The sequence below is a fragment of the Streptomyces sp. NPDC107454 genome (assembly GCF_055582885.1).
Window position 1 is genome coordinate 136,755 of the sequence record NZ_JBVJPA010000007.1, and the last position, 12,599, is coordinate 149,353.

Annotated in this window: 11 protein-coding genes; 1 reads left to right on the forward strand and 10 read right to left on the reverse strand. The window is 70.6% G+C overall.

The features are described 5' to 3' along the window. Nucleotides 1-29: 29 nt before the first annotated feature. The 6 genes from carB to pyrR all read right to left on the reverse strand — a co-directional run bounded on the left by carB (nucleotide 30) and on the right by pyrR (nucleotide 8,017). Nucleotides 30-3,338, reverse strand: coding sequence for a carbamoyl-phosphate synthase large subunit (gene carB / locus ACZ69M_RS18850; RefSeq protein ID WP_470051164.1), 3,309 nt, complete (start codon nucleotides 3,336-3,338; stop codon nucleotides 30-32). Further along, a complete protein-coding gene (carA, locus tag ACZ69M_RS18855) occupies nucleotides 3,331-4,488 on the reverse strand; it encodes a glutamine-hydrolyzing carbamoyl-phosphate synthase small subunit (protein WP_470051166.1) in 1,158 nt (385 codons plus the stop codon). Before carA ends, carB begins: the two co-directional genes overlap by 8 nt. Then, a complete protein-coding gene (locus ACZ69M_RS18860; protein WP_470051696.1) occupies nucleotides 4,485-5,048 on the reverse strand; it encodes a PH-like domain-containing protein in 564 nt (187 codons plus the stop codon). Before ACZ69M_RS18860 ends, carA begins: the two co-directional genes overlap by 4 nt. Nucleotides 5,049-5,062: 14 nt before the next feature. Beyond that, on the reverse strand, nucleotides 5,063-6,349 hold the full coding sequence (locus ACZ69M_RS18865; RefSeq protein WP_470051168.1) for a dihydroorotase: 1,287 nt from the start codon (nucleotides 6,347-6,349) through the stop codon (nucleotides 5,063-5,065). Nucleotides 6,350-6,353: 4 nt separating this feature from the next. Next, the gene (locus tag ACZ69M_RS18870) at nucleotides 6,354-7,331 is read right to left on the reverse strand and encodes an aspartate carbamoyltransferase catalytic subunit (protein ID WP_352049287.1); all 978 of its coding nucleotides are present in this window, start codon (nucleotides 7,329-7,331) and stop codon (nucleotides 6,354-6,356) included. Nucleotides 7,332-7,426: 95 nt separating this feature from the next. Further along, on the reverse strand, nucleotides 7,427-8,017 hold the full coding sequence (gene pyrR / locus ACZ69M_RS18875) for a bifunctional pyr operon transcriptional regulator/uracil phosphoribosyltransferase PyrR (protein WP_470051170.1): 591 nt from the start codon (nucleotides 8,015-8,017) through the stop codon (nucleotides 7,427-7,429). A gap of 254 nt (nucleotides 8,018-8,271) precedes the next feature. Between pyrR and bldD the strand changes: the two genes are divergently transcribed. Continuing rightward, a complete protein-coding gene (gene bldD / locus ACZ69M_RS18880; protein WP_067366005.1) occupies nucleotides 8,272-8,772 on the forward strand; it encodes a transcriptional regulator BldD in 501 nt (166 codons plus the stop codon). Nucleotides 8,773-9,098: 326 nt separating this feature from the next. Here bldD and nusB read toward each other — a convergent pair whose 3' ends face one another. The 4 genes from nusB to ACZ69M_RS18900 all read right to left on the reverse strand — a co-directional run bounded on the left by nusB (nucleotide 9,099) and on the right by ACZ69M_RS18900 (nucleotide 12,390). Then, nucleotides 9,099-9,533 (reverse strand): transcription antitermination factor NusB, encoded by a 435-nt coding sequence (gene nusB, locus ACZ69M_RS18885; RefSeq protein WP_067366002.1) that lies wholly within the window; start codon nucleotides 9,531-9,533, stop codon nucleotides 9,099-9,101. A gap of 2 nt (nucleotides 9,534-9,535) precedes the next feature. Beyond that, nucleotides 9,536-10,102, reverse strand: coding sequence for an elongation factor P (gene efp, locus ACZ69M_RS18890; protein WP_010988257.1), 567 nt, complete (start codon nucleotides 10,100-10,102; stop codon nucleotides 9,536-9,538). 58 nt (nucleotides 10,103-10,160) lie between these two features. After that, a complete protein-coding gene (locus tag ACZ69M_RS18895) occupies nucleotides 10,161-11,267 on the reverse strand; it encodes a M24 family metallopeptidase (RefSeq protein ID WP_470051172.1) in 1,107 nt (368 codons plus the stop codon). A 253-nt stretch (nucleotides 11,268-11,520) separates the two neighbouring features. Continuing rightward, nucleotides 11,521-12,390 (reverse strand): Pro-rich N-terminal domain-containing protein, encoded by an 870-nt coding sequence (locus ACZ69M_RS18900; RefSeq protein WP_470051174.1) that lies wholly within the window; start codon nucleotides 12,388-12,390, stop codon nucleotides 11,521-11,523. Nucleotides 12,391-12,599: the final 209 nt, after the last annotated feature.

Consider the following 12,599-nt stretch of genomic DNA (forward strand, 5'->3'; position numbering starts at 1 on the left):
CACCGTTTCCGGTGTCCCCCTCAGGGCTGCTAGTCGCGGGCCGCTGTCAGATGCTCGGCGTGTTCCTGGAGTGAGCGCACGCCCACGTCGCCGTGGTTGAGCGCGTCGATGCCCTGGACGGCGGCGGCGAGTGCCTGGACGGTCGTCAGGCACGGCACGGAGCGTGCCACCGCGGCCGTACGGATCTCGTAGCCGTCGAGGCGGCCACCGGTGCCGTACGGCGTGTTGACGATGAGGTCGACCTCGCCGTCGTGGATCAGCTGGACGATGGTCCGCTCGCCGTTCGGTCCTGTGCCCTCGGACTGCTTGCGCACGACCGTCGCGTTGATGCCGTTGCGCTTGAGCACCTCGGCCGTGCCGGAGGTGGCCAGCAGCTCGAAGCCGTGTGCGACCAGCTCGCGCGCCGGGAAGATCATCGAGCGCTTGTCGCGGTTGGCGACCGAGATGAAGGCGCGGCCCTTGGTCGGCAGCGGACCGTAGGCACCCGCCTGCGACTTGGCGTACGCCGTGCCGAAGACGGAGTCGATGCCCATGACCTCACCGGTGGAGCGCATCTCCGGGCCGAGGACGGTGTCGACGCCGCGTCCGTGGATGTCGCGGAAGCGCGACCACGGCATGACGGCCTCCTTGACGGAGATCGGCGCGTCGAACGGCAGCTCGCCGCCGTCACCGTGCGCGGGGAGCAGCCCCTCCGCCCGCAGCTCGGCGACGGTCGCGCCCAGCGAGATCCGGGCGGCGGCCTTCGCCAGCGGCACCGCGGTCGCCTTCGAGGTGAAGGGGACCGTGCGGGAGGCTCGCGGGTTGGCTTCGAGGACGTAGAGGATGTCGCCCGCCATCGCGAACTGGATGTTGATCAGGCCACGGACCCCGACACCCTTGGCGATGGCCTCGGTCGAGGCCCGCAGCCGCTTGAGGTCGAAGCCGCCCAGCGTGATCGGGGGCAGCGCGCACGCCGAGTCGCCGGAGTGGATGCCGGCCTCCTCGATGTGCTCCATGACGCCGCCGAGGTACAGCTCCTCGCCGTCGTACAGGGCGTCGACGTCGATCTCGATCGCGTCGTCGAGGAAGCGGTCGACCAGGACCGGCCGGGAGGGGCTGATCTCGGTCGACTCGGCGATGTAGGACGACAGCCGGGTCTCGTCGTACACGATCTCCATGCCGCGCCCGCCGAGGACGTACGACGGCCGTACGAGGACCGGGTAGCCGATCTCGTCCGCGATGGCCTTGGCCTCGGCGAAGGTGGTGGCGGTGCCGTGCTTGGGGGCCGGGAGGCCGGCCTCCGCGAGAACGCGTCCGAAGGCGCCGCGGTCCTCGGCGGCATGGATCGCCTCGGGGGACGTGCCGACGACCGGCACGCCGTTGTCCTTGAGTGCCTGGGCCAGGCCCAGCGGGGTCTGCCCGCCGAGCTGGACGATGACACCGGCGATCGGGCCGGCCAGCGACTCCGCGTGGACGATCTCCAGCACGTCCTCGAGCGTCAGCGGCTCGAAGTACAGACGGTCGGAGGTGTCGTAGTCCGTGGAGACGGTCTCGGGGTTGCAGTTGACCATCACGGTCTCGTAGCCCGCGTCGCTGAGCGCGAAGGAGGCGTGGACGCAGGAGTAGTCGAACTCGATGCCCTGGCCGATACGGTTCGGACCGGAGCCCAGGATGATCACCGCGGGCTTCTCGCGCGGCGCGACCTCGGTCTCCTCGTCGTAGGAGGAGTAGAAGTACGGCGTCTTCGCCGCGAACTCGGCGGCGCAGGTGTCGACCGTCTTGTACACCGGTCGTACGCCCAGCGCGTGCCGCACCTCGCGCACCACGTCCTCGCGCAGCCCGCGGATCTCGGCGATCTGGGCGTCGGAGAAGCCGTGCCGCTTGGCCTCGGCGAGCAGCTCGGGGTCGAGCTTGTCGGCGGCGGCCAGCTCGTCAGCGATCTCCTTGATCAGGAAGAGCTGGTCGACGAACCACGGGTCGATCTTCGTCGACTCGAAGACCTCCTCGGGCGTGGCGCCCGCGCGGATCGCCTGCATGACGGAGTTGATCCGGCCGTCCGTGGGCCGCACGGCCTCTTCCAGGAGAAGCGCCTTGTCACCGGGCTCGCCGACGAACGTGAACTGGCTGCCCTTCTTCTCCAGCGACCGCAGCGCCTTCTGCAGCGCCTCGGTGAAGTTGCGGCCGATCGCCATGGCCTCGCCGACCGACTTCATGGTGGTCGTCAGGGTGGAGTCGGCGGACGGGAACTTCTCGAAGGCGAAGCGCGGGGCCTTCACGACCACGTAGTCGAGCGTCGGCTCGAAGGAGGCCGGGGTCTTCTCCGTGATGTCGTTCGGGATCTCGTCGAGCGTGTAGCCGACGGCGAGCTTCGCGGCGATCTTGGCGATCGGGAAGCCGGTCGCCTTGGAGGCGAGGGCCGAGGAGCGCGACACGCGCGGGTTCATCTCGATGACGATGATGCGGCCGTCGTCGGGGTTGACCGCGAACTGGATGTTGCAGCCGCCGGTGTCGACGCCGACCTCGCGGATGATCGCGATGCCGATGTCGCGCAGCCGCTGGTACTCGCGGTCGGTCAGCGTCATGGCCGGGGCGACCGTGATGGAGTCGCCGGTGTGGACGCCCATGGGGTCGAAGTTCTCGATGGAGCAGACGACCACGACGTTGTCGTTCTTGTCGCGCATCAGCTCCAGCTCGTACTCCTTCCAGCCGAGGATGGACTCCTCCAGGAGCACCTCGGTGGTCGGGGAGAGCGTGAGGCCCTGGCCCGCGATGCGGCGCAGCTCCTCCTCGTCGTGCGCGAAGCCGGAGCCGGCGCCGCCCATGGTGAAGGAGGGACGCACCACGACGGGGTAACCCCCGAGCGTGTCGACGCCCTTGAGGACGTCCTCCATGGAGTGGCAGATCACGGACCGGGCGGACTCGCCGTGGCCGATCTTCTCGCGCACGGCCTCGACGACGCCCTTGAAGAGGTCGCGGTCCTCACCCTTGTTGATCGCCTCGACGTTGGCGCCGATGAGCTCGACACCGTACTTCTCCAGCACACCCTGCTCGTGCATGGAGATCGCGGTGTTGAGGGCCGTCTGGCCGCCGAGGGTCGGCAGCAGGACGTCGGGGCGCTCCTTGGCGATGATCTTCTCGACGAACTCGGGGGTGATCGGCTCGACGTAGGTGGCGTCGGCGATCTCCGGGTCCGTCATGATCGTCGCCGGGTTGGAGTTGACCAGGATGACCCTCAGGCCCTCGGCGCGCAGGATGCGGCACGCCTGGGTGCCGGAGTAGTCGAACTCGGCGGCCTGGCCGATGACGATCGGGCCGGAGCCGATGACCAGGACGGACTGGATATCGGTGCGCTTAGGCACGCTGGCCCTCCATCAGGGAAACGAAGCGGTCGAACAGGTAGGCGGCGTCGTGCGGGCCGGCTGCCGCTTCGGGGTGGTACTGGACGCTGAAGGCCGGCTGGTCGAGGAGGTGGAGCCCCTCGACGACCTGGTCGTTCAGGCAGACGTGGGAGACCTCGGCGCGGCCGTAGGGGGTCTCGGAGACCTTGTCGAGCGGCGCGTCGACGGCGAAGCCGTGGTTGTGCGCGGTGACCTCGACCTTGCCGGTCGTACGGTCCTGGACCGGCTGGTTGATGCCGCGGTGGCCGTACTTCAGCTTGTACGTGCCGAACCCGAGGGCGCGGCCCAGGATCTGGTTGCCGAAGCAGATCCCGAAGAGCGGGGTCCTGCGGGCGAGGACCTCCCGCATGACGGCGACGGGACCGTCGGCGGTGGCCGGGTCACCGGGGCCGTTGGAGAAGAAGACCCCGTCGGGGTTCACGACGTACACGTCCTCGGCGGTGGCCGTGGCGGGCAGCACGTGCACCTCGATGCCGCGCTCGGCCATGCGGTGCGGGGTCATGCCCTTGATGCCCAGGTCGACGGCGGCGACGGTGAACTTCTTCTCGCCGATGGCGGGGACGACGTACGTCTCCTTGGTGGCGACCTCGGCGGCGAGGTTCGCGCCCTTCATCTCGGGCGCCTGGCGCACCTCGGCGAGCATGGTGCCCTCGTCGGGCAGCGCGTTGCCGGAGAAGATGCCGACGCGCATGGCGCCGCGCTCACGCAGGTGGCGGGTGAGGGCGCGGGTGTCGATACCGCTGATGCCGACGACGCCCTGGCTGCGCAGTTCCTCGTCCAGCGAGCGCCGGGCGCGCCAGTTGGAGGGCACGCGCGCGGGGTCACGGACGACGTAGCCGGCGACCCAGATCCGCTTCGACTCGGGGTCCTCGTCGTTGACGCCGGTGTTGCCGACGTGCGGGGCGGTCATGACGACGACCTGGCGGTGGTACGACGGGTCGGTGAGGGTCTCCTGGTAGCCCGTCATCCCGGTCGAGAACACGGCCTCGCCGAAGGTCACCCCCGCGGCCCCGTAGGCGCGGCCACGGAAGGTCCGGCCGTCCTCCAGGACGAGTACGGCGGGAGCTGCCTTGTGCCTCTGCGAGGCGGCTCCCTGGTTGGAGGTCGTCATCGTGCGCCTTCCGTCTTGGTGCTCTTGTTGATCATGTTGTTCAGGGTGTCGACCCACTCGGTGTGCTCGGCCGCGCGGTCCGCGCGGAAACCGGAGTCGATCAGCTTGTCGCCGTGCGCCCAGGTGACGATGAGCAGACCGCCCTCACTGAGGACCTTCCCCGCGATGCCCTTGCCGAGCAGGGCCTCGCGCAGTGCCTCGGCCGGGATGAAGAAGTCGCCGGCGCCGGGGCGTACGACGTCCAGTCCCGCGTCCGTCAGCGTGAGCTCGACCCGGCTTCGGGTGCCCAGGCCGTGCGCCACGATGCGGTCCAGCCACTGCCCGGCGGTGGTGGAGCCGTGGTAGCGGCCGCTCATGCTCAGTTTCACCGGGCCGGGGTCTTCCGGCGCGGTGGGCAGCTCCGGCAGGTCACTCTGAAGGGTGCCGCGCCACTTCCAGCCCTCGCGCATCAGCCAGTAGACGAGGGCGACGAACAGGACGAGGCCGACGAGCCAGCCGATCCGGGCGGCCCAGTCGGTCACTTCGGCCGACTTCTGTTCGGCAGCCAAGGAGGCGGCCATCGGGATGAGAGATGTCACGCGAGCTTCCCGTCGACGAGGGTGGCCTTGCCCCGCAGCCAGGTGTGCGTGACCCGGCCCGGCAGCTCACGGCCCTCGTAGGGGGTGTTGCGGCTGCGCGAGGCGAAGCCCGCGGGGTCCACGGACCCACGGTATGCCGTGTCGACGAGCGTGAGGTTGGCGGGCTCACCTGCCGAGACGGGACGGCCGTGGCCCGCGGCCTGCCCGATCCGGGCGGGCTTGAAGGACATGCGCTCGGCGACGCCGGCCCAGTCGAGCAGCCCGGTCTCCACCATCGTCTGCTGGACGACGGAGAGCGCGGTCTCGAGGCCCACCATGCCCATGGCGGCGGCGGCCCACTCGCAGTCCTTGTCCTCGTGCGGGTGCGGCGCGTGGTCGGTGGCGACGATGTCGATGGTGCCGTCGGCGAGCGCCTCGCGCAGCGCCGTCACGTCGCGCTCGGTGCGCAGCGGCGGGTTGACCTTGTAGACCGGGTTGTACGTGCGGACCAGCTCGTCGGTGAGGAGGAGGTGGTGCGGGGTGACCTCGGCGGTGACGTCGATGCCGCGGGACTTGGCCCAGCGCACGATCTCGACGCTGCCGGCGGTCGACAGGTGGCAGATGTGGACGCGCGAGCCGACGTGCTCGGCGAGCAGGACATCCCGGGCGATGATCGATTCTTCGGCCACCGCGGGCCAGCCCCCGAGTCCCAGCTCGGCGGAGACGACGCCCTCGTTCATCTGGGCGCCCTCGGTGAGGCGGGGCTCCTGCGCGTGCTGCGCGACCACACCGCCGAAGGCCTTCACGTACTCCAGGGCCCGGCGCATGATCACCGCGTCGTCCACGCACTTGCCGTCGTCCGAGAAGACCGTGACGCCGGCCGCGGACTCGTGCATCGCGCCGAGCTCGGCGAGCTTCTTGCCCTCCAGGCCGACCGTGACGGCGCCGATGGGCTGCACGTCGCAGTAGCCGTGCTCCTGGCCGAGCCGGTAGACCTGCTCGACCACACCGGCGGTGTCGGCGACGGGGAAGGTGTTGGCCATGGCGAAGACGGCGGTGTAGCCGCCGCTCGCCGCCGCTCGCGTACCGGTCAGGACGGTCTCGGAGTCCTCACGACCGGGCTCCCGCAGATGGGTGTGCAGGTCGACGAGGCCCGGCAGGAGGACCTTGCCGTCGGCCTCGACGACCTCGGCGCCCTCGTCCGGGAGACCGGTGCCGACCGCCTCGATCACGGCGCCGTCGATCAGCACGTCCTGCGGCTCGCCCCCGAGCACCTTCGCACCACGGATCAGGATCTTGCTCATGTTCTTACTTCTCCTCGGTACGGGTGTGGGTGACGGCGGGCTCGTTGCCGCCCAGGAGCAGGTAGAGCACGGCCATGCGGATCGAGACGCCGTTCGCGACCTGCTCGACGACGGTGCAGCGGTCGGAGTCGGCGACCTCGGCGGTGATCTCCATGCCGCGGACCATCGGGCCGGGGTGCATCACGATGGCGTGCTCGGGCATCTTGGCCATGCGGTCGCCGTCGAGGCCGTAGCGCCGCGAGTACTCGCGCTCGGTCGGGAAGAACGCCGCGTTCATCCGCTCGCGCTGGACGCGCAGCATCATCACCGCGTCGGACTTGGAAAGGGTGCTGTCGAGGTCGTAGGAGATCTCGCAGGGCCAGGACCCCACGCCGACCGGCACCAGGGTGGGCGGGGCGACGAGGGTGACCTCGGCGCCGAGGGTGTGCAGCAGGTCGACGTTGGAGCGGGCGACCCGGCTGTGCAGGATGTCGCCGACGATCGTGATCCGCTTGCCGGCCAGGTCCTGCCCTATCCCGGCGTCGCGGCCGACCAGGCGGCGGCGCATGGTGAAGGCGTCGAGCAGGGCCTGCGTGGGGTGCTGGTGGGTGCCGTCACCCGCGTTGATGACGGCGGCGTCGATCCAGCCCGAGGTGGCGAGCCGGTACGGGGCTCCGGAGGCGCCGTGCCGGATGACGACGGCGTCGACGCCCATGGCTTCGAGGGTCTGGGCGGTGTCCTTCAGGGACTCCCCCTTGGACACCGAGGAACCCTTGGCGGTGAAGTTGATGACGTCCGCGGAGAGGCGCTTCTCGGCGGCCTCGAAGGAGATCCGGGTACGGGTCGAGTCCTCGAAGAAGAGGTTGACCACGGTGCGGCCGCGCAGGGTCGGCAGCTTTTTGATCGGCCGGTCGGCGACCCGGGCCATCTCCTCGGCGGTGTCGAGGATCAGGACGGCGTCGTCGCGGGTGAGGTCGGCGGCCGAGATGAGATGACGCTGCATCTGTCAGGCTCCGTAAGGCAGTTCAGGAGAATTCGGGCAGGCGGGCGCGCGAGGAGCGCACTCGGGGGCGTACGGCGGTGACGTACTCCGGAGTGCTACTGCTGTGCGCCCGGGGAGGTCCGCTTCGCACCGAGCAGCACGGTGTCGCGACCGTCCTCCTCGGCGAGCTGGACCTTGACCGTCTCCCGCAGCGACGTGGGGAGGTTCTTGCCGACGTAGTCGGCACGGATGGGCAGTTCGCGGTGGCCGCGGTCGACGAGGACCGCGAGCTGCACGGCGCGCGGCCGGCCGATGTCGTTCAGCGCGTCGAGCGCGGCGCGGATGGTGCGGCCGGAGAAGAGCACGTCGTCGACGAGGACGACCAGGCGGCCGTCGATGCCGTCACCGGGGATCTCGGTGCGGGCCAGCGCACGCGGCGGGTGCATGCGCAGGTCGTCGCGGTACATGGTGATGTCGAGCGACCCGACCGGGATCTTGCGAGCGGTGATCTCTTCGAGCTTGTCGGCCAGTCTGCGGGCCAGGAAGACACCCCGGGTCGGAATGCCGAGGAGCACCACGTCGTCGGCACCCTTGGCGCGTTCGACGATCTCGTGGGCGATGCGGGTCAGCACCCGCGCGATGTCGGGGGCTTCCAGAACGGGCCGCGCATCGGCTTCGTACTGCTGCTTGTCCTGCTCGGTGTCCATACGAAACGGACCTCCTTCTCCGCCTCACGGGACGGATCATTAAAGGACGTCGGATTTGCGCCATCCACGGTACCAGCCCGGCAACGCGCCTGATCACCACCCCGTGGGCCACCGCCGGTGACTTCCCGCGCGAGGGTCGGTCCGGACCATTCGGCTTGACGGGGGAGAGTAACGCTGCGTAACCTCACAGTGAGTCACCAGAGTCACCAGCCGCGCGGCGGAGCCGCACGTTGATACAGCGTCCGGGGAGCTATATGTCCAGCGAATACGCCAAACAGCTCGGGGCCAAGCTCCGGGCCATCCGCACCCAGCAGGGCCTTTCTCTCCACGGAGTCGAGGAGAAGTCACAGGGACGCTGGAAGGCGGTAGTGGTCGGGTCGTACGAGCGCGGCGACCGCGCCGTCACCGTGCAGCGCCTCGCCGAACTGGCGGATTTCTACGGGGTGCCCGTGCAGGAGCTGCTGCCCGGCACCACTCCTGGCGGAGCCGCCGAGCCGCCGCCGAAGCTCGTCCTCGACCTGGAGCGGCTGGCCCACGTGCCGGCCGAGAAGGCGGGTCCGCTGCAGCGTTACGCCGCGACGATCCAGTCCCAGCGCGGTGACTACAACGGCAAGGTGCTGTCGATCCGCCAGGACGACCTGCGCACCCTCGCCGTCATCTACGACCAGTCGCCCTCGGTCCTCACCGAGCAGCTGATCAGCTGGGGCGTGCTGGACGCGGACGCGCGCCGCGCCGTCTCCCACGACGAGGGCTGACCCCTTCGGGGAGTTCAGCAGAAACGTGCCGCCGGGGTGGCCGGAACCATGTGTTCCGCCCACCCCGGCGGCTTTGTGCGGGCCTCGGGAGCCAGCTGGGGTACGGGAACGCCGGAGGGCCCGCAGCGGACGTGCTGCGGGCCCTCCGGCGTTTTCGTACGTCGTCTACGGGCGCGTACGTTCCACGGGCGCCGTACGCGCTGAGCGGGCCGGGCGAAGTCCGCCGCGGTTCCCCAGCGCCCTGAAGGGGCACGGTGAACTGCGCGGCCGGCCACGATGGCGCCGCAGACGACCGACGGCACGTCCTGGCGCTTCCAGCGGAGCGCTCAGGCCTCGTCGCGGCGCAGCGACGGCTTCAGGTCCTTCAGGCGGCCCAGCAGGCCGTTCACGAACGAGGGCGACTCGTCCGTGGAGAACTCCTTCGCCAGTTGCACCGCCTCGTCGAGGACCACGGCGTCGGGGGTCCCGTCGACCCAGATCAGCTCGTAGGCGCCGAGGCGCAGGATGTTGCGGTCGACGACCGGCATCCTGTCCAGCGTCCAGTCGACGGCGTACGTCGCGATGAGCTCGTCGATCCGCTTCGCCTTGGTGGCGTAGCCCTCGACCAGCTCCATCGTGTACTCGCTGACCGGCGGCTGCCGGGTGTCGGTCCGGGAGTGCCGGATCCAGTCCGCGAGGACCGTCAGGACGTCCACGCCGCGCTGGTCGCCCTCGAAGAGGATCTGGAAGGCGCGCTTGCGGGCCGTGTTGCGGGCAGCCACGGTTAGCTGTTCACCCGGCCGAGGTAGTCGCTCGTGCGGGTGTCGACCTTGATCTTCTCACCGGTGGTGATGAAGAGCGGGACCTGGATCTGGTGACCGGTCTCCAGGGTGGCGGGCTTGGTGCCGCCGGTGGAGCGGTCGCCCTGGACACCCGGCTCGGTCTCCTGGATGACGAGCTCGACGGCGGCCGGCAGCTCGACGAAGAGCACCTCGCCCTCGTGCTGCGCCACGGTGGCGGTGAAGCCCTCGATCAGGAAGTTGGCGGCGTCGCCGACAGACTTGCGGTCGACCATGAGCTGGTCGTACGTGTCCATGTCCATGAAGACGAAGTACTCGCCGTCCATGTACGAGAACTGCATGTCGCGCTTGTCGATCGTGGCCGTCTCGACCTTGACGCCGGCGTTGAACGTCTTGTCGACGACCTTGCCGGAGAGCACGTTCTTCAGCTTGGTGCGCACGAAGGCCGGGCCCTTGCCGGGCTTGACGTGCTGGAACTCGACGACGGACCAGAGCTGGCCTCCGTCGAGCTTGAGCACCAGGCCGTTCTTGAGGTCGTTCGTGGAAGCCACGGTTGCGGAATCTCCTGGACTGACGTGGACGACCCCGGGACACGCGCGTAGCGATTGGCTACAGCGCGAGCAGTTCCTTGGTCGTGATGGTGAGTAGCTCGGGTCCGCCGTCCGCCTCGGGGCGTACGACGAGCGTGTCATCGATCCTGACACCGCCCCGGCCCGGGAGGTGGACCCCCGGTTCGACGGTGACCGGCACGCAAGTGTCCAGTTTACCCATGGCCGCGGGGGCCAGCTGCGGGTCCTCGTCGATTTCGAGCCCCACACCGTGCCCGGTCAGTGCGGGAAGGCCTTCCGTGTGGCCCGCGGAGTCGAGCACGTGGCGTGCGGCCCGGTCCACGTCACGGTAGGCGGCGCCGGGTACCAGCGCCTCGCGTCCGGCCCGCTGCGCGGCAAAGACGAGGTCGTACAACTCGATCTGCCAGTCGGCGGGAGAGGTACCGATCACAAAGGTACGGCCGATTTCGCAGCGGTAGCCGCGGTAGGTCGCGCCGAGGCAGACGGAAAGGAAATCTCCCTCCTCGACGCGCCGGTCGGTGGGCCGGTGCCCGCGCCGCCCGGAGTTCGGGCCGGTGCCCACGGAGGTCGCGAAGGCGGGGCCGTCGGCACCGTGGTCGACGAGCCGGCGCTCCAGCTCCAGCGCGAGATGCCGCTCGGTGCGGCCGACGAGGATCGATTCGAGGAGCTCTCCGAGCGCCTGGTCGGCGATCTCGGCGCCGATCCGCAGACAGGAGATCTCCTCCTCGTCCTTGATCACCCGCAGCTGCTCCACCGCACCGCCCAGGTCGGCGAGGCGCAGTCCGGGTGCCACGGACCCGATGGCCCGGTGCCGGGCCACGGTGAGGTGGTGCTCCTCGACCGCGAGGGAGTCGGCGCCCTGGGCGATGGCGGCGTCGGCGGCGGCCACGGCCGCGTCGCCCCCGGCGCGCGGCAGCACCTGCACGCGCAGCGCCTCGTCGGGACGCCCCTCCTCGGCCTCGCCGCTCGGCGGAGCGCCGCAGAGCAGCAGGTCCTCACTGCTGCCCAGCAGGAGGACGGCACCGCGCGGGGCCGCGCCGGCGAGGTACCTCACGTTGGCCGGGCGGGTGACGAGCGCCGTCGCGCTGCCGCCCGCCGCGCAGCGCTCCCGAAGCCGCTCGCGTCGCGCCGCGTACACCTCTGACATAAATCGAGCCTACGAGCGTCCACGCGATGCCGCCGTTCCAGCGGGGCCGGATGGGCGCCAGGCGCTCGACGGTGAGACGGAGGCGCCGCGGGTGGGGCCGGGGGCCGGTTCCGCGACTGCGATCAGCGGGGCCCGACGGGCGGCGCGACCCGACTCGCGGGGCGTCGCGCCATGACCGTCCGGACAACGGCGGGGGGCGACACCAAGGACGCGGCACCCCCGACGGGGTCGCCACCGACGCCGTGCCGCGGGGCTACCACTGCGGTGGGCTCGCGATGGAGCGGGCCAGGACCTCGTCCAGGACGCGGGCCGTGGACGGGACGTCGAGCTGGGAGTTGTCGATGATGGGGAGCCCGGAGCCGTACCAGCCGGCCATGCGGCCGTGGATACGGGCGACTTCCTCGTCGGTCAGGCGGCGGTTTCCGGAGCGCTCGGCGTTGCGCTCCAGGACTATCTCCAGGCCCGGCAACAACACCACGGGCAGCAGCCCCGGCCCGACGTGCCGCTTCCAGCCGCCGAGGCCGACGACCGGGCGGTCCGGGAAGACCGCGTCGTCGAGGATGCAGGAGATGCCGTTCGCCAGGAAGTTCCGCGCGGCGAAGCCGCAGGTGCGGCGGGCCAGGCGGTACTGCGCCTCCGAATGGTCGTTCCACCCCGACTGCGGGTCGGCGAAGCCCGAGCGCACCCATTCCCGTACGTCGTCGAGGCTGATGTGGGCGGTCGGCACCCGGCGGTGGTCCGCCCAGTACTTGGCGACGCTCGTCTTGCCCGCACCCGCGGGCCCGATGAGCAGCACGGCGAGGGTGGTCGCCGCGGGGTCGGGGGCGCCCGGGGCGCTGGGCATGGCGACCGGACCGCCCGGGGGCAGCTGCACATGACCCGTCGTGTCGGGGATCGGCGCCGCGGGGGCGTGCTGCGGGGGCGCGGGATGGGGCAGGTGCGCGGGCGGCGCCGGATGTCCCGGCGGCGGACCGGTGAAGCCGGGGGCGGGTGGGCTCGTGGGCGCAGGACCGGGGGGTCCGCCCGGGTGTCCCGGGTGCTGTGCGGCCGGCGACCAGCCGGCGGCGGGTCCTTGCCCCGGCTGGTGGGGCGGCGGCAGCGGAGCCCCCACTGCGTGCTGCATCCGGTGCCACTCCGTCTCGTGATCTTTTCGCCCGTTCGCTCGCGGCGGGCGATTGACGCCGACGAGCGGAGCCTCCCACTGTCCCCCACAGCCTGAAGGGCGCGGGAGCGACCCCTACCGAACGGTACCTTCCCCGGCCGTCGTTGTGTGAACGGCCGGGGAAGCTGGGGAGTGCCCATGAACGGAGGGCAAAAAGGGCCAAGCAGGGG